The sequence below is a fragment of the Patescibacteria group bacterium genome (assembly GCA_034520665.1).
GTDB lineage: Bacteria > Patescibacteriota > Patescibacteriia > JAXHNJ01 > JAXHNJ01 > JAXHNJ01.
Window position 1 is genome coordinate 602,615 of record JAXHNJ010000002.1, and the last position, 26,842, is coordinate 629,456.

At 33.6% G+C, this 26,842-nt stretch carries 26 protein-coding genes and 2 tRNA genes; 11 read left to right on the forward strand and 17 right to left on the reverse strand.

The features are described from left to right. Positions 1 to 93: 93 nt before the first annotated feature. From U5L76_05405 to U5L76_05425, 5 genes are all read right to left on the reverse strand, one after another. Entirely contained in the window at positions 94 to 1,377 is a 1,284-nt protein-coding gene (locus U5L76_05405; GenBank protein ID MDZ7799003.1) for an ABC transporter permease, read from the reverse strand. A gap of 7 nt (positions 1,378 to 1,384) precedes the next feature. Further along, a complete protein-coding gene (locus U5L76_05410) occupies positions 1,385 to 2,053 on the reverse strand; it encodes an ABC transporter ATP-binding protein (GenBank protein ID MDZ7799004.1) in 669 nt (222 codons plus the stop codon). A gap of 71 nt (positions 2,054 to 2,124) precedes the next feature. Beyond that, on the reverse strand, positions 2,125 to 2,307 hold the full coding sequence (locus tag U5L76_05415) for a hypothetical protein (protein MDZ7799005.1): 183 nt from the start codon (positions 2,305 to 2,307) through the stop codon (positions 2,125 to 2,127). A 168-nt stretch (positions 2,308 to 2,475) separates the two neighbouring features. Continuing rightward, positions 2,476 to 3,198, reverse strand: a complete 723-nt coding sequence (locus U5L76_05420) for a hypothetical protein (GenBank protein MDZ7799006.1) — start codon at positions 3,196 to 3,198, stop codon at positions 2,476 to 2,478. A gap of 562 nt (positions 3,199 to 3,760) precedes the next feature. Next, positions 3,761 to 3,883 (reverse strand): hypothetical protein, encoded by a 123-nt coding sequence (locus U5L76_05425; GenBank protein ID MDZ7799007.1) that lies wholly within the window; start codon positions 3,881 to 3,883, stop codon positions 3,761 to 3,763. A gap of 462 nt (positions 3,884 to 4,345) precedes the next feature. Between U5L76_05425 and U5L76_05430 the strand changes: the two genes are divergently transcribed. Next, on the forward strand, positions 4,346 to 4,543 hold the full coding sequence (locus U5L76_05430; protein MDZ7799008.1) for a cold shock domain-containing protein: 198 nt from the start codon (positions 4,346 to 4,348) through the stop codon (positions 4,541 to 4,543). A 112-nt stretch (positions 4,544 to 4,655) separates the two neighbouring features. Here U5L76_05430 and U5L76_05435 read toward each other — a convergent pair whose 3' ends face one another. From U5L76_05435 to U5L76_05490, 12 genes are all read right to left on the reverse strand, one after another. After that, a complete protein-coding gene (locus U5L76_05435) occupies positions 4,656 to 5,267 on the reverse strand; it encodes a hypothetical protein (GenBank protein MDZ7799009.1) in 612 nt (203 codons plus the stop codon). A gap of 134 nt (positions 5,268 to 5,401) precedes the next feature. Continuing rightward, positions 5,402 to 6,460, reverse strand: a complete 1,059-nt coding sequence (locus U5L76_05440; GenBank protein ID MDZ7799010.1) for a PsbP-related protein — start codon at positions 6,458 to 6,460, stop codon at positions 5,402 to 5,404. 60 nt (positions 6,461 to 6,520) lie between these two features. Further along, positions 6,521 to 6,802 carry a hypothetical protein gene (locus U5L76_05445; protein MDZ7799011.1) on the reverse strand — a complete coding sequence of 94 codons (282 nt, stop codon included), beginning with the start codon at positions 6,800 to 6,802 and terminating at the stop codon, positions 6,521 to 6,523. A gap of 52 nt (positions 6,803 to 6,854) precedes the next feature. Next, a complete protein-coding gene (locus U5L76_05450; GenBank protein ID MDZ7799012.1) occupies positions 6,855 to 7,115 on the reverse strand; it encodes a hypothetical protein in 261 nt (86 codons plus the stop codon). A 53-nt stretch (positions 7,116 to 7,168) separates the two neighbouring features. Then, positions 7,169 to 7,558, reverse strand: coding sequence for a hypothetical protein (locus U5L76_05455; protein ID MDZ7799013.1), 390 nt, complete (start codon positions 7,556 to 7,558; stop codon positions 7,169 to 7,171). Positions 7,559 to 7,576: 18 nt separating this feature from the next. Further along, positions 7,577 to 8,875: a hypothetical protein gene (locus U5L76_05460; GenBank protein MDZ7799014.1), complete on the reverse strand. Its 1,299-nt coding sequence runs from the start codon at positions 8,873 to 8,875 to the stop codon at positions 7,577 to 7,579. Positions 8,876 to 8,887: 12 nt separating this feature from the next. Next, positions 8,888 to 9,208, reverse strand: a complete 321-nt coding sequence (locus U5L76_05465) for a hypothetical protein (GenBank protein MDZ7799015.1) — start codon at positions 9,206 to 9,208, stop codon at positions 8,888 to 8,890. A gap of 161 nt (positions 9,209 to 9,369) precedes the next feature. Further along, positions 9,370 to 9,969, reverse strand: a complete 600-nt coding sequence (locus U5L76_05470) for a hypothetical protein (protein MDZ7799016.1) — start codon at positions 9,967 to 9,969, stop codon at positions 9,370 to 9,372. A gap of 398 nt (positions 9,970 to 10,367) precedes the next feature. Beyond that, positions 10,368 to 10,439 (reverse strand) — tRNA-His (locus U5L76_05475). 234 nt (positions 10,440 to 10,673) lie between these two features. Beyond that, positions 10,674 to 11,258, reverse strand: coding sequence for a hypothetical protein (locus U5L76_05480; GenBank protein ID MDZ7799017.1), 585 nt, complete (start codon positions 11,256 to 11,258; stop codon positions 10,674 to 10,676). 78 nt (positions 11,259 to 11,336) lie between these two features. Next, a tRNA-Arg gene (locus U5L76_05485) sits at positions 11,337 to 11,411 on the reverse strand. A 241-nt stretch (positions 11,412 to 11,652) separates the two neighbouring features. Continuing rightward, positions 11,653 to 12,351: a tyrosine-type recombinase/integrase gene (locus U5L76_05490; GenBank protein ID MDZ7799018.1), complete on the reverse strand. Its 699-nt coding sequence runs from the start codon at positions 12,349 to 12,351 to the stop codon at positions 11,653 to 11,655. A gap of 194 nt (positions 12,352 to 12,545) precedes the next feature. Here U5L76_05490 and rpsO point away from each other — a divergent pair, with 194 nt between their 5' ends. The 10 genes from rpsO to U5L76_05540 all read left to right on the forward strand — a co-directional run bounded on the left by rpsO (position 12,546) and on the right by U5L76_05540 (position 26,810). Further along, on the forward strand, positions 12,546 to 12,815 hold the full coding sequence (gene rpsO, locus U5L76_05495) for a 30S ribosomal protein S15 (GenBank protein MDZ7799019.1): 270 nt from the start codon (positions 12,546 to 12,548) through the stop codon (positions 12,813 to 12,815). A 127-nt stretch (positions 12,816 to 12,942) separates the two neighbouring features. Next, positions 12,943 to 13,479 carry an NYN domain-containing protein gene (locus tag U5L76_05500; GenBank protein MDZ7799020.1) on the forward strand — a complete coding sequence of 179 codons (537 nt, stop codon included), beginning with the start codon at positions 12,943 to 12,945 and terminating at the stop codon, positions 13,477 to 13,479. 1 nt (position 13,480) lies between these two features. Further along, complete coding sequence (locus U5L76_05505; GenBank protein ID MDZ7799021.1) at positions 13,481 to 14,185, forward strand: hypothetical protein; 705 nt, start codon at positions 13,481 to 13,483, stop codon at positions 14,183 to 14,185. A gap of 146 nt (positions 14,186 to 14,331) precedes the next feature. After that, on the forward strand, positions 14,332 to 16,545 hold the full coding sequence (gene pnp / locus U5L76_05510) for a polyribonucleotide nucleotidyltransferase (GenBank protein ID MDZ7799022.1): 2,214 nt from the start codon (positions 14,332 to 14,334) through the stop codon (positions 16,543 to 16,545). Next, a complete protein-coding gene (locus U5L76_05515) occupies positions 16,546 to 17,112 on the forward strand; it encodes a cytidylate kinase family protein (GenBank protein MDZ7799023.1) in 567 nt (188 codons plus the stop codon). It begins immediately after the preceding gene. A gap of 764 nt (positions 17,113 to 17,876) precedes the next feature. Continuing rightward, positions 17,877 to 21,878 carry a VCBS repeat-containing protein gene (locus U5L76_05520; protein ID MDZ7799024.1) on the forward strand — a complete coding sequence of 1,334 codons (4,002 nt, stop codon included), beginning with the start codon at positions 17,877 to 17,879 and terminating at the stop codon, positions 21,876 to 21,878. A 557-nt stretch (positions 21,879 to 22,435) separates the two neighbouring features. Continuing rightward, complete coding sequence (locus U5L76_05525) at positions 22,436 to 22,783, forward strand: TraR/DksA C4-type zinc finger protein (GenBank protein ID MDZ7799025.1); 348 nt, start codon at positions 22,436 to 22,438, stop codon at positions 22,781 to 22,783. Then, a complete protein-coding gene (gene lspA / locus U5L76_05530) occupies positions 22,777 to 23,259 on the forward strand; it encodes a signal peptidase II (GenBank protein ID MDZ7799026.1) in 483 nt (160 codons plus the stop codon). Before U5L76_05525 ends, lspA begins: the two co-directional genes overlap by 7 nt. 61 nt (positions 23,260 to 23,320) lie before the next feature. Then, a complete protein-coding gene (locus U5L76_05535; protein MDZ7799027.1) occupies positions 23,321 to 24,835 on the forward strand; it encodes a YifB family Mg chelatase-like AAA ATPase in 1,515 nt (504 codons plus the stop codon). 394 nt (positions 24,836 to 25,229) lie between these two features. Further along, complete coding sequence (locus U5L76_05540; GenBank protein ID MDZ7799028.1) at positions 25,230 to 26,810, forward strand: hypothetical protein; 1,581 nt, start codon at positions 25,230 to 25,232, stop codon at positions 26,808 to 26,810. Positions 26,811 to 26,842 lie beyond the last annotated feature (32 nt).

Here is a 26,842-nt window from a genome sequence, read left to right on the forward strand (position 1 = left end):
TATTCAGTACCGAGATTATTTTTGATAAAAAATAATAATATAATAAAAAATAACTTAATTATTAATTAGGTTGCTTTTTTATTTATTAAATATTTATTCGTATCTCAAAGCGTCAATCGGATCGAGCCGGGAAGCGCGAATAGCCGGAGCCACGCCAAAGAAAATACCGACCAAAGCAGTAAAAGCATAGGCCAAAAGGACTGATTGTAAATTAATCTCTGGGGATAGACCGAATTGGACCTCCATAATGCCAGCGCCCAAGAAAGCCAGACCGACTCCAATAGTACCGCCCAAAAAAGTTAGAAACATGGCTTCGACCAAGAATTGGACTAGAATATCACTGCCGGAAGCACCAATCGCTTTACGTAGTCCTATTTCCCGGGTTCTTTCGGTCACTGAAACCAACATAATATTCATGACGCCAATACCGCCAACCAAAAGCGAAATAGCGGCAATACCCCCCAGCATGGCAGTAATCACTCCCAAGACCTGGTCAAACATATCCAAAATTTCTTCCTGAGTGGTAATCGAAAAATCTTCCACTCCTTCATGAGCTTGCAGTAAGGACTGGCGGATATCTTCTTTGATCGTGTCAACATTGTCCACGTTTTTTACGATCACTACTATCTGGGTAATATTAATGGAAGCGCTAATTTTTTCCACGGCGGTCATCGGTATAAAAATCATATTAGTCATGTTAGAGTTTCCAAAAAGATCTTCTGATTCAACTGACTCTTGAGCGCCGATTATTTCAAAGCTCTCTTTGCCAATGTAAATAGTTTGGCCAATAATATCTTGGACTGATTTGTCTGGGAAAAGATTTTCGGTGGCTCCTGATTGGAGAGTAGCCACTGATGAGGAGTCATCATATTCTTGCTGGTTAAACATTCGGCCAGCGTGTTCGCCGGTGGCCATCTCTGAATTTTCAAAGGCCTTTTCCAAATCAGCGGTAGTACCAACAGCAATAACCCGATCTCTGGATTGTTCAATTAAGTTTTGTTCAGAACCGGTGTTAGCTGAGTATTGATTGGCCGGCACTGTTGGTGGAGTACTGGAAATTGGCAAAGGCACCACTACCATCGGTACCGTGTATTGAATACCTTCAACCTTTTTTATAACTTCTAAGTCTTCTTCAGAAAAAGTGCCGGAGCTTGACAAGGGCCCGCCGCCAATAGAGCCAGGCATTACCATAAGAAGATTTGAACCTAGGTCTTCTATTTGTCCGGTGACTTCGCTTTTGACTCCCTGACCGATGCCGATTAGCAAAACAATGGAAAAAACACCAATAATGACCCCGAGCATAGTCAAAAATGAACGGGTCTTTTTGGCCCAAATAGCCTTGATAGCCAATTTAATATTTTCTAAAAATTTATACATATATTTATTAGACTATCTGTCCGTCTTTTATTTTAATTATTTTTTGAGCTTGACTAGCAATTTCTTTATCATGAGTAACAATTAAAATGGTAGTGCCCTGCTGGTTTAGTTCTTCTAGAATATTCATTATTTGCTGGCCGCTTTTTGAGTCCAAATTACCGGTGGGCTCATCAGCTAAAATAATAGCCGGATCATTAACTAGAGCGCGGGCAATAGCCACTCGCTGCAGTTCCCCGCCGGATAGCATGTTTGGCTTATGCCTAACCTTGTCGCCCAAACCGACTTTTTCCATCATTTTTTTAGCCTTAGCTCTTCTTTCCTGGGGTCTGATGCCACGATAAACCAAAGGCAGTTCTACGTTGCTAACAGCTGGCATGCGGGGAAGGATATTAAAGTTTTGAAAAATAAAACCGATTTTATTACGCCGTATTTTTACTAATTGAGCCTTGCCCAAATTTTCTATTTCCTTTTCTTCAAATTTATAAACTCCCGAAGTAGGCTTGTCCAGACAGCCGATAATATTCATCAAAGTGGATTTACCAGAACCGGAAACACCCATCACCGCCAGCATTTCGCCTTTGGCCACTTTTAAAGAAACCCCGTTTAAAGCGGCAAATTGATTGGATTTTCTTTCAAAATATAATTTTTTGATGTTTTCTAGTTCTATTAAAGACATTTTTTTTATCTATTATTTGAATATTATAACACAAGATTACCGATAATAACAAATTAATAGTTCTATCTAGATTAGCTAAAAAACATCTCTTTCTTTTGAGATGTTTTTAATAATAATTTATAGATTAATTTAAATTTTTCTAAATCCTTATTTGATTTTATAATTATTATTTTTTTATTATTGTATTTTTCGAATAATTTTAATACATTTGTTTTTCTTGTTTTCGGATAATCCCAAAGAATCCATTTAATCATTTGAAAATCTATTTTTTTCTTTTTTTAGCCTTAGCCTCCAGCATCTTTCTTTTAATCTCCAGCTTTTTTTGTTTTGTGGGATTTAGATTTTTGGCGTCGGCCAACAGGGTGGGCTCAGTTCTTATTTAATTGTTTATTATATAATTAATCGCTAATATATTTTAATAATTACCAGTTTTTACATTGTCTTTTTAACTCTTTTGTAGCATAAGAATCATCAGGGATTAAATCACATATAGAACGGTCATTATTGTAAATGGCAACTCTACTATAACATCTTAATACTTCAAAAGTTCTATCAATTTTGTCACAAACACTTATGTCATGTCTTTTCCCGGCTATACCTGTGTAGCATTCATTTTGAGATGTTTTATTACTTATTGATTGAGATTCTTTAGTTATAAGATTACAAATAGATAAGTCATCTTTTCTTATTGCAATTCTAATTAAACATTGATTTTTATCCCAATCTACCGTATACGTTGAACAGGAATCAACGTTTTCAGAAGATTCAATAAAAAAACTTCCTAATATAATTGCAGCGATTATTATTGTAAATGTCCCCACACTTATTTTTACTTTTCTTTTTTTCCCTTCATTATTTAATCTAGCAATGTATCCAATAAAAAAAACCAGCGCAATATTAATTAAATAGGGTATTATTACCAATAATAAATTTGATATGGGAGAATGTGTTGTGCCAGTAAAAAAAGGAAAAGCATTTGGAATTAAATAAATAAATAAAATTCCAGGCATAAGTAATAATATGATGATGCCTGCAAAATAAAAAATTAACCAATTATTTGATATTTCTAATAAGACATATGATAATATGGCTAAAGCAGTGAAAATTGTTATAAAAATTAACTCAATTTTTCTACCTTTATTCATATTTCTATTTTATAATAAAATTACCCATTTTGTGAAGATGGTGTCTGCGAGTGACTAATGCATTCTGTTCTCGTACCGAGGCCTCTACTCCCGCCTGCCTTGCCGATTTGGCGGGCGGCACTTTCCAGATCGATGGCGTCTTAAAAGTATCCCAATCACTCATATCAGTATATACGCAGCTGTTTGTATTAATACTCAAATTACTGTTTATGTTTATATTTGAATTTACGTTTTTATTATTTAAAATATTAACGGTATTTTTATTATTACTTACATTTTTTACGCCCCATCGATTAAAATGCTAATAGTGTAGTAATAAAAATTATGATTGCAGATATAATTACAATAGAAATAGATGCCACTATTTTTTTCTTGGTTTTAATAAAAGGGTTTATCTCAAAATCAGAAATTACTGGCTGGTGATAATAATTCTTAATTTTATAAAAATAATAGGGAAAAACTTTGATTTTTTTAATTCAAAATATAAACCTGGTAAAAAAGGATGAGCAAATATTGGTTCCTTTTTAACTGTATTTTTTATACCAAATATTTTCTGAAGATATTATTTTTTTCTTTTTTTAGCCTTAGCCTCCAGCATCTTTCTTTTAATCTCCAGCCTTTTTTTTGTTTTGTGAGATTTAGATTTTTGGCGTCGGCCAACAGGGTGGGCTCTTTTTCCAGGCATATATTTTATTAATATTAATAGTAATTATAAGTTATTTTATCTGTTTTTCAGAATAAATTCAAGGGCTAAAAATAAAATAACAGCGGCTATTTATAATTGGTTGTCTGTCTTCTTTTTTTTATTGAATGTTTGAAATAAAGAAGCAAAATAGAATATATCAGGTGTTTTGATTGAATAAAGAAAATCTTCCAGAAAAATTTTAATATTTAATTTTTAATCTTTGGATTCTCAAATTTATATATGCCTAAAGTGAGTTTATCTCGGTAGCTGAAGATATTCAAAAAAAATATAATTTTACACTTGACATAAATAACAAATAATGATAGTATTCCTATCAAACAGAAGAGTAAATTTTTTTCAAAATTATAAAACTCTTTTGTTTAAAAATATAGTAAGTATATAAATAAAGTCGAATTTTAAAGTTACTATATCAATCTAATTAACTCAACATTATTCTACACAATGCAAGGTACTATCAAGAAATTAACAGATAAGAATTTTGGTTTTATTACCGCGGAAGATCAGGACAAAGATCTTTTCTTCCACGCTAACGAGCTTGAAGGAGTAGAATTTGATCAACTTCAAGAAGGTGACAATGTCACTTTTGAAGTATCAGATACTCCTAAAGGTCCGGCCGCTGTTAAGGTTAATAAAGCCTAAATAATCCAAAATCTGTAAAAATTAAGTACCCGCCCAAACAGGCGGGTATTTATATTCAATAATTTTTAAATTAATATAAGTCTATTCTTCTTAAGTTTTGTCTAAAATTTACTTAATTTTTAATATCCAGTTCTTTTATTTCCAAAATTTTCAAAGAATATCTAGCCATATCGCGTATGTCTTTTCCTCGGTCAATAATCACTCCTTTAATAAACAAAGGACTAAGAGAGGAATCTCTTTTTATGTATTCTCTAGGGCGAGTTTCAGGACAATCATAAGAAACAATTTTTTCAATATCGCTATTAGGATAATGAACATCTAAGCCTTGAGTGTAGGGATGGACATTTTCTTCTATCATTTTTTTATTTAATAATACATAATAAATTTTAAAACCAGGAGCTTCAACTATATTGCCGGTGGTTTGTATTTCTTTACCGACATAATTTTCTTCTTCTCCTATAATATCTTCTAAAGCCACATAATTAGAAGTTTTTTCTATACACTGACCTTCAGCACAAATACAATTTCTTTTGGGTAAGAAAAAACATTTTACATCATCACATTCTTTTGAATCTTTATGTAAGCAACCGCAACAAGTATTAATACAATCTGAATCATTAGAACATTTAAGATCTTGAAAATCTGCATTATTTAAAAAAACATATCCTAAAATAAAAATTACTAAAATAACGGAAATAACGACTGCAATTGTTCTCTTTTTCATAAAAACAATAATAAAAAGAGATTTAAATAACTTTCCCACATAAATTTTTAAAAACTAAAATCTATTTCAATCAACATAAAAATAGAACAAACACAAAAGAGGATGTGTAGAAAAGGTTTGATGACTTTTTACTTTCAATAAACAGTATTCGGAATATACTGGCACTTATTATTTATACATTCTACATATTCAATACTAATTCCAACAAAACAATCAGGAGCACATATTGGACAAATTTCATGATATTCTTGTATTTTTTTCTCAATTTCTGTTGGCTCTAAATCATCTAAAAGAAGTTCAGAATTTTTATTAACAAGCCAATAACAACCAAAAGGACAATCAATTTTAGAAATTATTCTACAATCCTCTTTTACCTCACAATAGTTTTCTTTATCTATTAAATCTAAAATTTCTTGTTCTTGTTCTTGACAATTATATTCTTTTTCTTTTATTTCTTCACAAGAACCATTAATACAAATACAATTCCTAGTAACTAAAGCATCACATTCTTTATCACATTCTTTTGAATCTTTATGTAAGCAACCACAACAAGTATTAATACAATCTGAATCATTAGAACATTTAAGCTCACTTTCTTGATTATAAAAAAACCACGTTTTCACTAGAGTGTTAAAATCTTGCTGATAATCATTAAATTTCTCTGGCCGGGCGTTTAACCATAACCGGTATAATTTTTTATTATAAATGAAATGAATTAGAATATCATTATTATTACTGCTGTCTTTTATTATTTGTTTTAAGGCTCTTTGTCCGTCAATTTTAATATATTCTTCAAAATGTGGTTTTTTTTGGTAAAATCTATCAGTATAATTTTTGGCGCACTCTTCAATTGAATGGCAAATGGGCTGATTTTCCTCATAGGATTGATCAATAGTTATATTAATATAAGAAAAATAATTATTTTCATCAATTATTTCTTCTTTGTCTTTTGGCAGTAGTCTTAGTTGTACTAATAAATTATCATCAATTTCCCAGTCTTTTTCGGGATATTTAAAGCTAAAATTACCAAAATCGGATTTATAAGTTAATAAATTTTGCTCTTCTGTAATATTTGTATTATTGTTTTCTTCTTTAATTGGTCGGTAATAAATATATCCAATGATAACAATGCCAATTAAAAGAATTGCTACTATGAGCAGTAATACTATTTGTTTGTTACTTTTTTCCTTCATAGGTTTATTATAACAAAAGACCGTCTTTGTAGCGATTTTTAATTTATATTTTATATTTTACTAAATATTGTAATAGTACAGAGTAATTAAGATAATAATTAATAAAATAATGGAAAGCCAAATTCTCCGAATTTTTAATAAATTTTTAAAATCTTTTTTGCTTTTCTTTTTTGCTTTATAAATGCTATAAATAAACCCTATAACTGAACCTATTAATAAACTATTCCAATAAAGAGACATTCGCCCCCATTTTGTACATTGATAATAGCCTAAGGTTATAATAAAAAGAATAGGCACCATTTGAGCCAGTAAATTTGATTTTTTGTATTCTGTATTGTTCATTTTTATTTATAAATAAAGAAAGTAGTTTTTATAATTTTATTTATTTAATTCTTTAATAATTTTTTAGAGGTCTATTATCACATATATTATGTTCACAAAATGCTTCTTGTGACAAAGATGGTTTGCATAACGTTTTATCTGTTTTTTCTTTTATTTTTTTCATCTCATTATTATACCAATCTGCATATTTAACATTAATAGAATGTGCATCATAGATAGTACCCTGGGTGATATCACCATAGACTACAGTGCAGTCTGAATCTTTTTGGCAACTATACAAATTATAAGGCAGGTTAGCTCTGTCAATTAACATTTTCCCCCAGTCTCTTGTATATGTTATTTTACCATTACTAATATAAAGAAAAGTTATTTTTTTTTATTTCTTTTTTTAATTATAATCAATATCATTAAAATTAGACCTAAGATAACGGCAGCCATAATAACTCGTGACCAGAAATAATAAAAAGTATAATTAGAACCACTGTACCCGGGCCATAAACAGAACATACGCCAAACTGGCTTGCCTTTTAATTTAAGATTTATTTTATTATATCCGGCTGGACATTTTACCTCACCCAATTCGCCTATTATTTGCCAGTCTTCAGGTACTTCATAAATTACACATTCATCGCCAGCAAAAAATTCGGCACACTGTTTTGTATCACTATTAATTATGTATTGTTGTGGTATTGGCCCGGCTAAAGACATCTTTGGTAGTAACAGTAAGGTAAATAGAAATAATAATATTTTTTTCATATTTATATTAAAAATAGTTTAATTACAACTTCCTTCTGAATCAATTCTTTGGCACTGGTTATCAATACAGTCACATGCTTCTTTACCTGTTGTTAGACATTCCCATACATAATCTTGTGACTGAGGGTTATTGTTCCATTCTTCATTCCAGTCTTTATTAACGCAAGTAGCAAAACCTTCAGGATCACGGCTTGATAATACACAATCTGATTTTGTAGTGCAATGATGTTGTTTATAATCTGAGAAATACACTCCAAACCATTGATCGCTAGAAGTTATGATTTGAGAATTAGTATCTTTTACATCAGCTTTAATAATAAATCTTCCTATCTCTAACGAATTATCTAAATTCAATGACAATTCTTTTTTATTACCTCCCTCAATATTAAATTTTTTACTTTTATAAATATCTATTTTATTATCTAGTTCATCTATATATTTTACATCTAGATAAATATTATTAATAGAATTTAAACCCAAATTTTTGAGTCCTACATCAACTACAATAGGCTCACCAATATTATATGTATCTTTGCTAGTGCTGAAATTATTAATAATTAAATTAGAATTTTGTTTACTGGTAACTTTAATTTGAGCTTTATTAACAATATAACTTTGTTTGATACTTGGATTATATCTCATCAAAGGTAAAAATACTTGATATAAAGTATTTTTTTTATCAATATTATTTTCATTATCCTTAATAGATATATTTTTGGGATAATATTCATCTGTTGTTGGATAATCATTACATTCCCCACATCCATAAGATGTACAATTAATACACGGTATAATATTATAATTATCGGTTGTTAAATTTTCTTGATAATCTATTAACTCACTTGATATTTTAGCCTCATTCGGTAATTTCATTGCCATAATTAGTACAGGTAACATAGGTTTACAATCAGGGCAAGATTTAGTTATTTCTACATTTGTTATAACTGAATTGGCATTATAATTAAAAGAAGAAGGAGTTAAAACTTGAAGATATCCATTATATCTTTTTAGATTTTCTACTTCAGCGACATTATAATTATTAAAAGAAATATTAAAAAGATATGTAATTTGATTATTTTCTTCTTTTTTTGTTACATCAATACAATTATTTTTTTTACAAAATTCAATTCTACTATTTTTATTATTTATTTCCTGGTTATTTTTTAAATTAGATGAATTATTTTTTATTTGATTTCGCGAACTGTCTTTTTGCCAAATAAAAAATCCAGCAGCAATAATTATAATTCCTATTATAGCACTAAGAGCAATTATTAAGGTTAATTTTTTGACTCCTTTTTGATTCTTAATAAATTTCATATTTTTTTACCCTTAATTCCGAAAATATTTACTATTTTTTATTATTTTTATCATAAATAAAGTTAACCAGGTTAATAAATAGGGTATTATTAATATAAAAATAAACTGTAAAATTGTTTTTAAAAAAATATTTTTTACACCTAATATATAAACGCTTCCTTCAGTATGCATACAGGGTATTAATGACGGCTGGCATAATTTCCATTGACACCAATGGGTTGGTTCAAGAGTATTAGCATTAACTCCATACCAGCAGTCTTTTACCGGGGCATAAGGTATAAGATTTAACAGGATAAAATAAATAGGATACAGAATTTTTTTATTTATCTTCATAATTTTAGTCTACCAAAAAACCGCTCTTAAGGCGATTTTGTTATTAAGTTAAAATAAGTTAAGACTGAGGTCCCAAGAGTGCGGTTGTTTCCCTGCTAAAAATAATATTTCTAACAGGGTTTTAATCCCGTGACGAAGTAAACTAATTTGACGTGTCGCGCTTAGCGCGATAAGGGTTCTTTGGGTTCAGTATGAATAATCTTATCTTTTTTTGACTTTTTTTTAAGAATTATGATCAATAATATTATTCCGGCTATTAATACTACTGCGATTGCTATTGTTAAGTATAAATTGCTAATAAGATAATAAGAATAATAATTATATAATAACTTATTTCCTTTCTTTATCTCGCCCAGTTGATTGCTCTCAAAAACGTTTGAGGTATATATGTCACCAACTGATAGCACGTTTTCATCTTCAGGTTCCCATATTTCATTATGAAATTCATAATTTTTACCAATTTCTAAATTATTACATAACTCTCTTGATAGTTCGTTATTATAATTTTTTTTATCAATGAGCTTTGTGTCAAATTGCATTAAATATTCGGCACCACCCAGAGGAACATAACCGTTATCTCCGCAAAAACCCTCGGGGTCCCAATCAAATGTTTTCTCGCACCAGTTGTATTTTTCCACTTTTATTACTTCGCCCACTATCAAACAAGAATCCTCGTGTCTATAAGCAACACTTGATTCGGCAATGTTATATGAAAAAAGAAATATACAAACTGATAATATAATAATTTTTGTGTATCTCATATAATTATAATATCATAAAACTGCTCTTTTGTAAGGAAAGAGTTGTGGCCCCGTTATTCAACCGGGGTAAAGGGGTGGCTAGATCCGCCTTCGTCTTTCTGCTAGGCGACTTTGGCGAACAAGGTATTTTATTATTTTTTTATATTTAAGGTCAATAAAACTCGCCATTAAATGTATTAAAAAAGACGCAAAGGGGTGGCTAGAGGCCCCGCGGAGCGGGGCAAGGAATTTCAGCCAAAGGCAGATGCGCCTTTGGCGCAGAACCCTCGTCACCCCGCACCATGATTCATTTCATTCATCAGCTTAAGAGATAAAGCTCCCTTGTCATAGTTCGGGGCAAGCTGGTGCCACTTTGGTTTGTTAAAGAAAAAGATTTTTAATTTTGAGAGATTCAGAGGGGTGACCTACGGGAATCGAACCCGTATCACTGGTGCCACAGACCAGTGCACTAACCGTTGTGCTAAGGTCACCCCTCTGAATCACTTTATTATTATATATTTATAAAAAATATTATGATTATTTTTCAATCTTCTTTGGCAAGTAAGCCAATAACCACTGCTTGCCCTGAGCGGAGTCGAAGGGTGCTATAGCCATTCCTTTGCGTCCTATATTTATATATTTTTTAAAGAATTTATTAAAATGATGCACCCCGCCCGACTCGCTTCGCTGTTTTGAAGCGGGCCATTCCTTTGCGTCCTGTTTTTTTAAATATTTGTTTTTCTTTCTTTATTTTTATAAATTTGCGAAATTTTTTTAGGAATTTCTTCTGGCAGATTATTATGATCGGGATTATCTTTTTCATAAAGATTAGCTTCATATAAATCTTCGGCCAGGTTTCTCAAACCATACAAAACCGAAACCATGGCTTCGTTAAGAATTTCCATACCTTCTTTATTTTCAACTTTAATATTAGCAGCGTCTTTTTCAATAGCTTCTGACTCTTCGGCTAGATTAATCAAAAAATTTTCAGTATTTTTTGCTTCCTCTTCTGGCAGAGTAGTTAAGTACGATCTTAATTTTTCAAATATCTGAGCAGTAATGTCTTTAAAAGTTTTACTTCTTTCAACTAATAATTTTTTATCTATAACTTCTTCAGTATTAAATTCTCTCTGGGCTATTCGGGAAATATCAGTATAGATTTTTATTAGTTCCTTAGCCTTGGGCTCCAATTTTTCACTTTTTTCTTTAACAAAATTATAAAGCTCTTCATCTTTTTCATCAATTTTTTCCAGAGTATTTTCAACAGCTGATAATTGGTTTAAAAAATTTTCGGATGATTTTTCTTTCATATAATTATTATTATTTTCTGGTGCCCCAGGCACGATTCGAACGTGCGACCTACTGCTTACCCGCCCGCCTGACTCGTCTGGTGTCCCCAGTAGGAATCGAACCTACATCTAGGGCTTAGAAGGCCCTCGTTCTATCCATTGAACTATAGGGACGTCAGGCGAGTCGGGCGGGGAAGGCCGCTGTCCCGCCTGCCTTCGCCTTTGGCGACCAGCCCGACTTCGTATCGACGAAGTCGATGCGGGCGGGAGCCAATGGCGGGCAGGTCTATCCGTTGAACTACAGGGGCGTAGGTAATGGCGGAATATCGATTGCTTGTCCGCCGTAGCTTTAGGCGAAGACGGAAACTACAGGGACAAAAGTATAAATAAATCTAACATAAAAATTTGCTCTTTGTCAATGCTGACGAAATGATTCCGGGGTAATATTTTTGTTTATATTAGCCTTTTTTGTGTAGCGCTCGACCATTCTTTGAATGGAGCGGGCAGTTAAAGGGGGCAAGTCTTTTTTGGCGGCATGGTCATGACGAACAAATAAATATTTAGAATCATCTTTTCTTTTATCCAGATAATTTTTTAGAGCAAAAAGAGCTTGATTAGATAAATGAATTTTTTTATAAGCAAAATCATTTCTGGTCAAATTAGAAATTTCTGAAACTTTTAAATTAGTTGAGAGTAAAACTTCTAAAAGAGCCAGGTCGCGATATTTTATAATTAAGTGAGAGGACGTTTTTTTAACGGCTGAAAAGATTTGGTTGATTTCATTTTTTTCTAACAGCGGCTGATAGCTGGTTTGGTGTTTGAACAATTTTATTTCTTTATAATTAAGACTTTTAATATTATTTTTTTCTAAAAATTTTAAGAAATTACGCAGAGTGATTAAATAGTAATTTTGCGTGTTTGTTAAATAGTTATTTTTTTCATGAGCTAAAAAGCCTTGGAACTTTCTTATAATAAGACGGTTTATTTCTTTGGGTCTTTTTACTTTGGTAATTTCTAGGAATTTTTCCAAACGTTGTTTATATTGATTAATAGTAGCGGAATAAATTCCTTTTTCTTTTAAATAATTTATGTATTGGTTAATATATTTATCCATATTATATATTTTACGACACTTTTTTGTTTTAAGCAAAGCTAAATTAGTGAAGTAATTTTTATTGACAAAAAAAGCTTAATATGTTAGTTTTAATTTACTAATTTTTATTAATAATTAAGTGCGTGTTCTTGGCTAAGGCCTGAAAATTAAATGGCCAAAGACCTTTGACTCGGAACGCGTGGAGAAAATGACTTATGCCATTAAGCAAAACTAAAAAAGACCGGATTATTAAAAAATTTGCTACTCATAAAGATGACACCGGTTCATCGGAAGTGCAAATTGCTATTTTAACTGAAGAAATTAAAGAATTAACCCAGCATTTGCGTACTCATAAAAAAGATTTTTCCTCTCGCCGGGGGTTGCTCCGTAAAGTCGGACTGCGTCGCCGGCTTTTAAAGTATCTCAAAAAAGAGGATTCTAAAAGTTATGAGAGTTTAATTAAGAAACTTGGTTTGAAGAAGTAAGTTTTTAAGATTTTATAAACTAATTGCTTTTGAAAAATCGTTGATTGGCAGAGGCTCTTGATTAATTAAGTATTTTATAATAACGTTTCAATGATTTTTACGAGCGAAAGCGATAGAACAAAAATATATGGAAAATATTGATCAGCGTGTTGGTTTGTTTGTTGATGTTTCTAACATGTACCATTCAGCCAAACACTTATATAAAAGTAAAGTTAATTTCGGGCGCATATTAAAAGAGGCCGTTGGCCGGCGCAAATTAATCCGGGCTATTGCTTATGTTATTAAAGCTAAAAGTTTAGATGAAGAAAATTTTTTTGAGGCTTTGGCTAAACAGGGCTTTGAAATAAAAGCTAAGGACTTGCAGATTTTTTTTGGCGGTCAGAAAAAAGGCGACTGGGATATTGGTCTGACTATTGATACTATTATTTTGGCTGATAAATTAGACACAGTAGTTTTAGTCACTGGTGACGGTGATTTTGCTGATCTAGTTAAATATTTAAAAATTAACAAGGGTTGTTTTGTTGAAATTATGGCTTTTGGCGAATCCTGCTCTTCTAAACTCAAAGAAGAAGCCGATCGTTTTATTGATTTGTCAAAAGATAAAAGAAAATTTCTTTTATCAAACCGCTCAAGATCAAAAATAAAAAAAAGAAGGAGAAAATAATATGGCCGAAAAAATGCCCGAGCTGGGCAAAGAAGTGCCTTTACCAGAGGAAAAAAACAATTTAAATCAAATTGAAATGCGTACTGAAAATGGAGTCGAACGTTTTTCTTTCGCGGCTGGTTTAAAAAGTCAGATGGAAGAAGCGGAAAATTTACCACCTTTAGAATTTCAGGAAAATGAAGTGGCTCAAGCCAAAGATAAAGAAATATTGAATTTTGTTATTAATGAAACCCTGAAAAAAATTAAAAACAACAGTGAAATTAGAAAATTAAGAAAAAAGGTAATAGAAGAAGAAAATATAAATGTTTTAACTAAAACTGAAAGAAAAAAGATGGTTGAAGCTTTTGATAAAGCTCGTAATCAGGCCTTTGAAGCGGCTCAGAAAAAATTTGACCAAAAACTTTCATCCGAACATTTAAGAAAAATAAAAAAAGCCACGGTTAGTCAGCTTAATTATTCTCTGCGCCAGAAAATTATTGATGGGGGTGAGCCCAAATCTTGGATGCTACTGGAGCCAAAATTAAGAAAAGTTCACCTGATGGACAGAAAAACTCTAACCCGTTATTTACGTAACTCACTTAATAAGTCGGCTGACGTTAAATTTATTAAGCAGCAAGAAGAAGCTAATCAGGCTACTGATGAAATGACCGAAGCGCTGGAAGAAGTAGCCCCGGACGAAGAACTAAAAAAGGCGGCTAAAAAATAATAATAGATAAATACTAATTAAAAACTAAAAAAATAATTAACAGCTGAAAAGCAGACAAGTAGACTACCAGGAAATACCTTTATATCTTTATTTTCCGTAGTCTAAAGCCTGCTGTTCAGTTGTCAAAACGAAAGGATTTTAAATTTATGTCTGTAAAAAGTTTTTCTACAGAAATTGCCGGTAAAAAATTAATTATCGAAACCGGAAAATTGGCTGATCAGGCCAATGGCTCCTGTACTGTACGCTACGGTGATACGGTGGTTTTAGCTACTGCTGTCATGAGCCAAACTATCCGCGAGGGTATTGATTACTTTCCTCTGATGGTTGATTACGAAGAGAAGTTATACGCGGCTGGTAAAATTAAAGGCTCGCGCTTTATCAAACGCGAGGGCCGGCCTTCAGATGAGGCTATCTTAACCGCTCGTCTGGTAGACCGAGCTTTAAGGCCGTTTTTTGACGAAAAAATGAGAAATGATGTGCAAGTGGTTATTACAGTTTTATCCATTGATGATGAAAATGATCCGGACATTATTTCTTTGATTGCTGCTTCCTGTGCCGTTTATATGTCTAATATTCCTTGGCAGGGCCCGGTCGGGTGTTTAAGAGTCGGTCGTGTTAATGGTGAATGGGTGCTTAATCCTTCTAACGAAGCCCGTGAAAAATCAGAGTTTGACTTAGTCATGGCTGGTACTGGGGAGAAAGTAGCTATGATGGAGGCCGAAGCAGAAGAAACAGCCGAAGGAGTAATTTTAGAAGCCATTGAATTTGGCCAGAAACACATGAAAAAAATTACTAAACTAATTGAAGAAGTAAGAAGTGAAGTGGGAGCTGAGAAAATTAAGGGTGATACTGAAGAAATAGATAAAGAAGAAAAAGAAGAAATAGAAAATTTAGAAAAAAAAGTTAAAGATTTTACCAAAGATAAATTAAAAGAATCATTAAATATAAAAGATAAACTTGAACGTGAAGAAGCGATTACCAAGATTAAAGACGAATTAAATATAAGTTTGAAAGAGGATAATGAAATCAGTAAGGAGAGGCGAGAAAGAGCGGCTATGATTCTACAGGAAATGCTGGATAAAGAAGCCAAGCGTTTGATGTTAGAAGAAGAAGAAAGAGTAGACGGCCGAAAACTGGATGAAGTGCGGCCGGTCAGCTGCCAAGTGGGGCTTTTGCCGCGTACACACGGCTCGGGTCTTTTTAACCGCGGTGAAACTCAAGTGCTTTCTATAGTTACTTTGGGTTCTCCGGGAGATGAACAATTAATTGACACTATGGAAGAGTCGGGTAAAAAACATTACATGCATCATTATAATTTTCCTGGCTTTTCTGTGGGAGAGGTTATTCCTATGCGCGGGCCAAAAAGAAGAGAAATTGGACACGGTGCTTTAGCTGAAAAAGCTGTCATGCCGCTTTTACCGGACAAAGAAGATTTTCCCTACACTATTCGTGTGGTTTCAGAAGTTTTATCCTCTAATGGCTCTTCTTCTCAGGCCTCGGTTTGCGGCTCTTCTCTGGCTCTGATGGATGCTGGCGTGCCTTTGAAAAAAGCTGTGGCTGGTATTGCTATGGGTATAATTATGGATGATCAGGAAAAAGAATATAAAATATTAACCGATATACAAGGTATTGAAGACCACTCGGGTGGTATGGACTTTAAAGTAGCCGGGACCAGAGACGGCATTACCGCTATTCAACTAGACGTAAAAATCAGCGGCTTAACTCTAGAAATTTGCCGGGAAACTCTGGAAAAAGCTAAACAGGCTCGTTTGAAAATTTTAGAAACCATGAATAAGATAATACCCGAACCCAGAAAAGAACTTTCTGAGTATTCTCCGCGTATTGAAACCTTAAAAATCGATCCGGAAAAAATAAGAGATGTAATAGGTCGGGGTGGTGAAACCATTAATGAAATCATTGAAGAGTGCGGCGGAAGAGATATTACCAAAATTGATATTGAGGATGATGGTTTAGTTTTGATAACCTCCAGTGACGCCAAAATGTCCGAAAAAGCCCTTGAATGGGTTAAACAAATAACTCGTGAAATAGAAGTGGGAGAAATTTATGAAGGTGATGTTATTCAGATTATTAAAGACCGTAACAATCCCAATAAAGAAATTGGAGCCATTGTAGAAATTTTACCCGAAAAAGACGGTATGGTGCATATTTCAGAATTTTCTCACAAACACATTAACAAAGTCTCAGATTTAGTGGATGTGGGAGACCATATTAAAGTTAAAGTAATGGAAGTTGATAAAGAAAGAGGGCGTATTGGCTTATCAGTTAAAGCTTTAACTGAATCAAAAGATAAAAATTATCACCAGAAAAAACGTGATAAAAAAGATTTTAGAAAAAAGTAGATGATAATTTCTATTTCTGGCAAACCCGGTTCAGGCAAGTCAACAGTGGCTAAAAAAATAGCCGAAAAATTAAATTATGAGCGTTACTATATGGGCGGTCTGCGACGGCAGGCCGCCAGAGAAAAAGGCATGACTCTGGCTGAGTATAATCGCTTGGGAGAAAAAGATTTTTCTACTGATAAAGAAGTTGATGAGTATTTAAAAAAATTGGGCCAAAAGGAAGATAACTTTATAATTGAAGGCCGAACCGCTTTTCATTTTATTCCCCATTCTTATAAAATTTTTCTTGATGTTGAAGCCGAGGAGGGGGCTAGAAGAATATTTAAAGATATAAAAAAGGGTGGAGCTCAAAGAAATGAAGCTAAAAATCTGGAATCTTTAGAAGATGTTTTAAAAGCTAACCAAGAAAGGATGCGTAGTGATGATTTTCGCTATAAAAAATATTATGATTTAGATATTTTTAACCCCAAACACTATGACTTATATTTAGATACCACTAATTTAAGTCAAAAAAATGAATTTAAAAAAGTATTTGAAGCGGTTAAAAGAACTATAAACAAGCAATAATTAAATTGTGGAAAACTAATTAATAAATTTGGCTAAATTAAGCCAAATTTTTAAATATTTGTAAACTTGACAAAAACAAAATGCTCTGCTATACTAGGAGTATCAGTACCTTTATAAATATCAGTTGAGAGAAGTTTTTACCTAATATTAGTTAAATTTGGATAAAGAGCTTTCTCAACTGTTTCTCAAGGGTGACTAGGCACCCGCTTGAAAAATTTCAAATAAAAACAAAAAGGGATTTCTTTCCTTATTAAGTAAGAGAGAAATTACCATAAGATGGTTGAGAATTTTGTTTTCTGTAGTTCCTAGTCTGAGAAAACCAAAAGTCTTTTTAAGACATCATGATTTTCTTTGCCTATCCATTAGGCGAATAAAATCTGGTCATAAAGACTTATCAAAGGGCGTGCTTGCCCTCTAAAGTAATTATTATCAGGGAGAAAAAGTACGCCCTCTTTAGTTTGTTTAAAATTATTTTAAATATGGCTAATATTAAATACTAGTTCTTGACAAAAGTGAAAAATTAGTATATAATAAGTATAGGAGCTGTATATAGATTAAAAAAAATCTTAATTATTAGAAAAGTTTGATTACTTTTCTTCGATGTTATATATAAAAACAAAAATTAGCAGCTGTATCTTTTTGGAGGGTAAATAGATCCGCGTTTTTTGCGGTCTTTTTTTATTTAAAATAACACCTTAATATATAAGAAAAACTTATGGTCGATAAGTTTAAATAAAAAAATTATAATTAAAAAAGGAAAAATTATGAAAAAAATATTTAGATCGATTATTTGCTCGCTCGCTATTTTTGGTCTTTTGTTTTCGTATTCTTCACTGGGTTTTGTTCTAGAGGCAAAAGCGACTACGGCCTCAATTAGTGTGAGTCCAGCTGATACTAGTTTAGATGTTTCTACTAGCTATAACTATTCATTTAATATTAGTTCTGAATTATCATCACCTAATCCAAGTACGCCTATAGTGATGAGAATTCAACATTGGTATGGTGGACCGCCAAGTGATGGTGCAGAAATTGATTTTACTAATACCTCGGTTAGTTGGTTTAAAGATGATGGTACAGCCATTTCTGGAGTCTCCGGTCAAATAGACCCAACCAGTGGTGAATTTCGAGTTGATATTCCTGGAGATAATACTTTAGCAGCCGGTAGTACTTTATCTATAAAACTAAATGATGTTGGTAACGCCTCAGTAGCTGGTAATTATTCAGTACGGGTTAATACAGCTAGTGGCGGTATGCAAACTGAAAATGCTTTTAGTTTAGGTATTGATAAATATATCGAAGGTTATGTTACTTATGATTCTGGCGGTAGAGTTTCCACTTGTTCGGTTAACGCTAATCTTGAAAGCGGACAAGCCTGGGCCAATGCTAATTGTGATAGCAATGGTTATTATAAATTAGCTTTGACTCAAACTGGCAACTGGCGGTTGCATTTAGACGCGAAGCATGAAGACGGACAAAGAGTAACCACAGACTGGATTTATAATAGTATGGACCCAACAGTTAGTGTTAGCGGAGCTGGTACGATTACAAAAAACTTTACCGTAGAAAAAGCCACCTCTACTGTTACTGGTAAAATAGTTAATCTTGACGGCAGCACTTTATCTGATCCTATGCAGTTTCATCTTGATTTAAGAAATGAACAAGGCCGGGGCTCTGGTACCGGACTTTCTGAAAATGGATCTTTTTCTATTCCTATTAAAGCCGGTACTTATAAATTATCTCTTCATTCGCAAGATCCAAAGTATTATGTAGAGGCCAAGAAAGTTCAGGTTGATGAAAATGAAACTAAAAAATTAGGTAATATAAATTTAAAAGAAAAAACAGCTCAAATTAAAGGCCGCGTAGTTAATAGTAGTGGTAGCCCTATTTCAAATTTACGGATGAATATGTGGGGCCAGCAAGGCTGGGGTGAAGCCATTACAGATGCTGACGGATATTATACTATGTGGGGTTATCCAGGAGAATGGGAGGTTAGACCGGATGACTGGGATGCTTCTAATAAAGGACTTTTATTAAGTGGTCCTCCATCCAGGGTTACTATTAGTTCAACCAATCAAACAATTACTGGTATTAATTTTACACTTTTAGCTTCTGATGCCAGTGTTACTTTAAATTTAGTCGATTCAAGCGGTTCAGCTGTTGAAAATGTCTTTGGTTGGGCTTTTTGCCGCAAAGCTGGACAAATGCCCGGACCAGGCAATGAATTTGGTACTGGTATTCAGGGATCCAGCGCTCAGATTCCTTTAATTGGCGGTAATTCCTATATTTGTGGCGTTCATATGCCTCCGGAAGTAAATATGTCAGTTGATGATGAAGTAGAAGTGACTCTGTCCAGTGGTCAAAATAAAACAGCTAATATTACGCTTCTTAATAATGACGCGGTTATAACTGGTTTTTTAAGAGATGCTTCAACTGGTGAGGTAATTACCGGAGTTGAGGGTGAAGTCTTTGCTCACGGTGAAAGTATGGGTATGGGTTATCATTCAAGAATAAATTCTGACGGTAGTTACCGTCTTTCAGTCAGACACGGCACTTACTTTATCGGCTATAAATTACATTCATCCGGCTTTATGCAGGGTGATTCAGACCATTCTCCAGTAACTGTTTCAGCTAATGGTCAGACCGTTAAAACAATTAGAGTTCATCGGGCTAATGCACAGATTAAAGCCAAGGTCTATGATCCCAAAGGTAATCCTGTGCCTTGGGCCTGGGTCTGGTGTGATAATATGAAACAAAAAGAGCAGGAAGTAGAAGGGCCTTTTGAAGGCGGCGACGTTCTTCACACCGGAGGCGAAACTAATGGCAGTGGGGTGGCTAATTTAGGGGTAGTAGCCGGCTCATATTCTTGTTCAGCTGGTTTGCCCCCTGAAATGTCCAGTTATATGCCACCGGATATGGTAGACGTGACAGCTACTGCTAATACTGATACTAATATAACTTTGCGCTTTAAAGAGTCAGAAGGTAATGTTACTGGTTCAGTTACTATGACTGATGGATCTAGTGTTAATATGGGCTTTTGCCATGCTTGGAATCCAGACGGCGGTTTTTCCGGCAGTCCGGTTATGGGTGGCCAGTTTAATATTCCTTTAACTAAAGGTACCTGGTATGTTGGTTGTGATTCAAAAGACGGCAAAAAGTTTTACCGCTCAGAAGAAACTTCAATAACTTTAAGTACGGTTGGAGATACCTTAAATAAAAACTTTGTTTTAAGAAAAGCCAGCTTTGAACTGCCGGATGCTATCAGTAAAACTTTTGATGCGGCTCAGATGACAGTAATAGATTTACCCGATCAATCAACTATTAGTATTCCGGCCAATGCTATAGCCAACAGCGGTAATTATACTTTAACCGCTACCCCCAATACCGACCTTTATCACACTCCAGAAGCTAAACCGGCTTTGGGTTTTGCCTGGAGTTTGGAATTAACTGATTCTTCTGGACAAAGTGTTACCTCCAGTTTTAACAGTGATATTACTTTGACTGTTAAATATGATGATGAATATTTGGTCTCTGAAGGTATTGATGAAACCAAAATAATTGGCCGCTATTGGGACGAGAGTTCATCCACCTGGAAATTACCGGAAAATGTAATTCAGGATTCAGTCAATAATACCATTAGTATTTATGTCAATCACTTTACCGACTTTGCCGTGACTACTGGTTCAAGCCAAACTGGCTCCCGGGCAGCTAAAAATATAGTTACCGGAGCCAAAACTGGTGCTGGCCCGCATGTTACTATGTGGGATGCCCAAGGTAATAATCAAGCTAATTTTATGGCTTATGCCACTAATTTTCGCGGCGGGGTTAGAGCCGTTTCTGATGATTTAGACGGTGATGGTATTAAAGAAATAGTCACCGTGCCTTACTCAGCTGGCGGACCGCATGTCAGAGTCTTTAATAGTGACGGTGAAAACTTAGCTAATGTTTTTCCTTATACCACCGCTTTCCGCGGCGGCCTTTCTCTGGCTACTGGTGATGTTGACGGTGATGGCGGAGCTGAAATAATCGTGGCTCCGAGTAGTAACGGTGGTCCTCACGTCAGAGTTTATAAGTATGCTGAAGGAGAATTAAGCCATTATGCTTCCTGGTTTGCTTATCCAGAGGATTTAAGAACAGGTATGGAAGTTTATGCTGGTGATGTTGACGGAGACGGCCAGGACGAAGTAGTAACGGCTACCAAGTCCGGCGCTACGCCTCATGTCAGAGTGTTTGAAGGAGACTCAACTTTTATTAACCATTTCTTTGCCTTTCCAACAGCCTTTCGCGGCGGAGTTAATGTGACTTTAGGTGATTATGATGGTGACGGTAGTAAAGATATTGTTACTTCTCCAGCTTCTAGTGGTGGCCCTCAATATAGAGTCTTTAATAGTGAAGGCGGACTTTTAACTTCCGGCTTTGCTTATAATGAAAACTGGCGTTTGGGTATGAAGACCGAAGTCGGTGATGTTGACGGAGATGGTGAAATTGAAATTATCACAGCTCCTTCCAATGGCGGACCTCATGTTAAAGTATTTAATTCTGATGGACTAGAGTCTCAATTTATGGCTTACAACTCAACTTTCCGCGGTGGTTTGGAATTAGCAGTATCAGATATTGATGCTGACGGCACGGCTGATATTGTGACTGTGCCCATGGGTCAAGGCGGACCTCATGTTAAGGTTCAAAATTCAACCGGCGGATTAGTTGATCACTTTATGAGTCATCACCAAGCTTTCCGTGGCGGGGTTAATCTGACTATTAGCCAGTAAAAAAATAACAACTGAATATAGTCAAAAACAAAAAAATCAAAAAGCTCCTTAAAAAGGGGCTTTTTGAATATACTAATATTTAATCAAAACAATTGAAAAATCTTTATTTCTTTGTAAGCCGGATTCCAATATTCTTCAGCCTAGTCAAAGTCATTTGCGGTTTCCAATATCAATACGGCTAATGTTTTTGCTGATAATTTTAAAAAATTAATTAAGTATTTGATCTCTCTCTGCGGTAAGTTCTAATACTTGTCTGCTCGCCAAACTTTTAAGATAGGTGAGAATAGGGGAATTTTTGTCCAATCCACGATGATATTCAGCAGGCGGACCGAATGTCAGAATTTACAAATGGAATACTTTAACTGAAAATATGGCAATTGATTATTGGTTTATGGGCTATCTTTCTTCTTATCGCCTAGGACTAGAAGTAAAGAAATTTATTAAAATTTTGCTAATCTAAAATAAGAAAATCAGCTCCAAAAATAATCCACAGGGGCTGGTTTTCATATATTGACTATAGTGATATAATGTAAACCCTAATTATTAATATTATTTTTATGGATCAAGAATTTATTCAAAAAATGAAAAGAAATTTAGAATTAGAAAAGTATGAAATCAGAAAGAGATTGGGTCATTTTGGCCAGGAAGACGCTCATGTTAAGGATGATTTTCACACAGATTTTCCAGAATTTGGAAATAAGGATGAAGATAATGCCACCGAAGTAGCGGAATATATGAATAATCTTTCTCTAGAAGGAAATTTAGAAAGCCGCATAAAAGAAATTGATGAAGCTTTAGAGAGTATTGAAAAAGGTACTTATGGTTATTGTAAAAATTGCCAAAAAGAAATTAACCCCGAAAGACTAAAAATAAATCCGGCGGCCAAAACCTGTGTTCAATGTTAAATTCAAGACCTGTTTTTAAAAATAAATATTTTATTTTTATAATAATTTTTTTTACTTTTCTTCTGGATCGTTTAATAAAATTGATGATTATTAAGAAAGAAAGTTTTTTTATTATCCAGGATTTTTTAAAAATAAATTATTATGCCAACTGGGGTATTGCCTTGAGTCTGCCGGTTAGTCAGTACATAATCTATCCTTTAGTAGTACTGATTATGCTGATTATTTTTTATTATTTTTACCTTTCTCTGAAAAAAAATAATTATCTTATGATTTGGTCTTTTGGTTTAATTTTTGTCGGCGCTTTTTCTAATCTTCTTGACCGTTTCCGTTTTGGCCATGTAATTGATTATGTAAATTTTGTCGGACGTTTTCCGGTCTTTAACTTAGCTGATGTGATGATAGTTTGTGGGATATTTTTATTTTTAGTAAATGAAATTAATAAAAACCGAAGAAAAAAAATTTATAAAAAAACTTGACTAATAAGATCTTGTTTGATAGTTTTAAGTAAGGTGGCTTAAAAGAAAGCGACCTTTTTTTATGTCTACAAAAATTTATTCAGCCAGTATAATCGGCCTTGACTCGGTTTTAGTCGAGGTTGAGGCTGATATTAATAATGGTCTACCGCGTACTCATATAGTTGGTTTACCGGATAAGGCTTGTCAAGAAGCAGCTGAGAGAGTGCGTTCAGCGGTTAAAAACAGCGGTTTTTATTTTCCGGTGAGAAAATTAACAGTTAACCTGGCCCCGGCTGATGTCCGCAAAGAAGGGCCTTCCTTTGATTTATCTATGGCTATAGCCGTGCTTTGTATTTCCGGTCAGCTGGAAAAAGATTTAAGTCAATCAATTTTTATTGGTGAATTATCTTTGGGCGGTGAATTAAGACCAGTTAACGGTATTTTGCCAGTAGTACAACTAGCAAGAAAAAAGAATATTAAAAATATTTTTTTACCGGAAAAAAACGCTAATGAAGCTTGTTTAGTGCCGGGGCCTAATATCTATCCTTGCCAAAGCCTGTATCAATTAATGCGTCACTTAAAGAAAAAAGAATTAATAAAAGCGCACAAATATGTTCATAAGAAAAAAAATAAAATTGATAAATCTCGAGATATGGCTTTTATTAAGGGTCAGGAACACGCCAAGCGAGCTTTGGAAGTAGCGGCTGCTGGCCATCATAATATTCTAATGACTGGACCGCCGGGTTCTGGTAAAACTCTTTTGTCAAAATCCCTAACCACTATTTTACCGCAAATGAAGCTGGATAACTCCCTGGAAGTAACCAAAATTTATTCAGTGGCTGGTATGGTTAAGTCAAATAACCCCTTAATTACTAAAAGGCCTTTTCGCTCGCCTCATCATACGGCTTCAGCCGCCTCCATCATCGGCGGTGGCCGTGTGCCCCGGCCGGGCGAGGTCTCTTTGGCCCACCGAGGAGTTTTATTTTTAGATGAGTTGCCGGAGTTTCAAAGGCAGGTTTTAGAAAGCCTGCGCCAGCCTTTAGAAGACGGGGAAGTAACAGTGGCCAGAGTTTCTGGCAGCATGACTTTTCCGGCGAATTTTATGCTAGTGGCGGCTTTGAACCCTTGTCCTTGCGGCTATTACTCTGATCCTTCTCATGAATGCACTTGTTCACCCTCTCAAATTATTCGCTATCGTAAAAAGATTTCCGGGCCATTGCTTGATCGGATTGATATTCATATTGAAGTGCCGCGACTCAAAACAGAAAAGATATTAAAAAAAGCTAAAGGTGAGTCTTCAGCGGCCATTAAAAAAAGAGTAAAAAAAGCGCAAAGTACTCAGCGTCAAAGATTTAAAAAGATAAAGATAAAAAATAATTCAGAAATTCCAGCCCGCAATATTGACCAATTTTGCTCTTTGAATGAAAAAGGTCGCCAACTAATAAAAAATTCCACTATTCAGCTTAATTTATCCGTGCGTTCTTACCATAAGGTTCTAAAAATTGCTCGTACTATTGCTGATTTAGATGTTTCAGAAAAGGTTGAAGTAAAGCATTTGGCCGAAGCCTTGCAGTACCGGCCTAAAATGGATAATTAAATCAGGGCTAGATTAAAAAGAATTTATGGTAAGCATTTATGCTATTTTGTGACTGTAAAAACTTATAGAAATAAAAAGTTTTTTTGTAATGACAAAAAGACTAAGTTACTTGTAAGATGTATGGATTTTCTTGTAGAAAAAAATATTTTAACCTTTTTGCTTGGGTCGTATTATATATAATGGATCAAAAAACAAAATTATTCGATCTCCATAACTTTTTCAATCTGTAAAACTTTTGCCATCCTTTAAAATTACTCCAATCTATAGAACGGGCTTTTGGGCCTGTTCTAGTACATACTCTTGATCAGAAATGATTAGATAGAAAAGCTGTGATATAATATAAAATATGACTTTGAATAAACTTATAAATTCAGTAAAAAAACGAGAATGGAAAATGGTGTTATTATTGGGTTTTCTGGTAGTTTTGATAACGGTTTTGCCTTATCTCTATGGTTATTTTTCTAGGCCCGCCAATACTGTCTATACCGGAATTCATAATTTGACACCAGGAGACACCAACGCGGTTTTATCTCTAATGGAGCAGGTTAAACAGGGTAATTTTATTTTTAAAAATTTATATACAGCTGAACCGCAAGATCGTATTTATACTAACCCTTTTTGGCTAAGTGCTGGTTTAATAGCTAAAGTTTTTAAGCTGCCAAATTTGTTTACCCTTCACTTTATACGTTCAGTGCTAATTATTGTTTTTGTTGTGGTGCTCTATTTATTTTTGCGGTATTTTATTGAAAAAAAGCGTTTAAGAATTTGGTCATTTGTGGTTATACTTTTTTCTTCGGGGCTGGGTCTGTTTTTTAATCCTTTTTTTATTAATTCTGAAGATATTTTAAATCACCCAACAGATATTTGGGTGCCGGAAAGTATTACCTTTTTAACACTTTACAATCTTCCTCATCAGATTGCTTCTTTAATATTAATTATTTTGGTCTTTTTGTTTATGTTTTTAGCTTTTGAAAATAATAGGTATAAATATAGCTTAATGGCCGGAATATTTTCTTTCTTATTACTTTGGTTTCATCCTTTTAATGGACCGACAATTTACGGAGTTTTAGGAGTATATTTATTAGCAATATTTTTCTATAAAAAAAAGATAATTTGGTCGTATATTAAACATTATATTATATTATGTTTAATACCTTTACCGGTGCTTCTCTATTTTTTTCTTATAAACCAAGCTGATTGGGTTATTAAAAACTGGGCCAAACAGAATATCTTGCTTTCACCTAGTTTATGGATGTATTTAATTGGTTATGGCTTTTTAGTGCCTTTAGCTGTGTATGGCTTGTATAAACTTTCACAAAAAAAAGACAAAAAAAATATTTTTATTATTTCTTGGTTTATCACTTCTTCTCTGCTTCTTTATAGTCCCTTGTCTTTTCAAAGACGCTTATCAGAAGGCTTGCATATACCTTTGACAATATTAGCTATGGCCGGAGTTTTTTATTTAACAAAAAAATGGCATTCAAAAGAAAAAGGATATAATTTAAAAGCTTATGCTATTTTTATTTTTTTATTAATATTTTTACCATTAACTAATATACAAATTGTCAGTCAGGATATTTATATATATAAAACTGATCCAGAATTTCCTTATTATTTAGGTCAAGAAGAGGTTTTAGCTATGCAGTGGATTAAAAAAAATTCTAGTGATCAATCAATAATTTTTTCAAGTTATCTCATTGGTAATTTTATTCCGGCCTACAGCGGTCGCCGGGTATGGATAGGCCATGGCCCTCAGACCATAAACTTAGAGAAAAAAAAGGAGATAAATAAATGGTTTTGGCAAGAAGATAATTTAGCAAAAGAAAAGTATAAACTCTTAAAAAAAGATAATATTGACTATCTTTGGTATGGTCAAAGAGAAAAAGAAATGGGTACTTTTAATCCCAAGACAAAGGATTATCTGAAAAAGATTTATAATAATGGAAAAGTAGATATATATCAGGTAATAAATTAAAAGTTACATTTTTTTATTGACTTTTTTTAAAA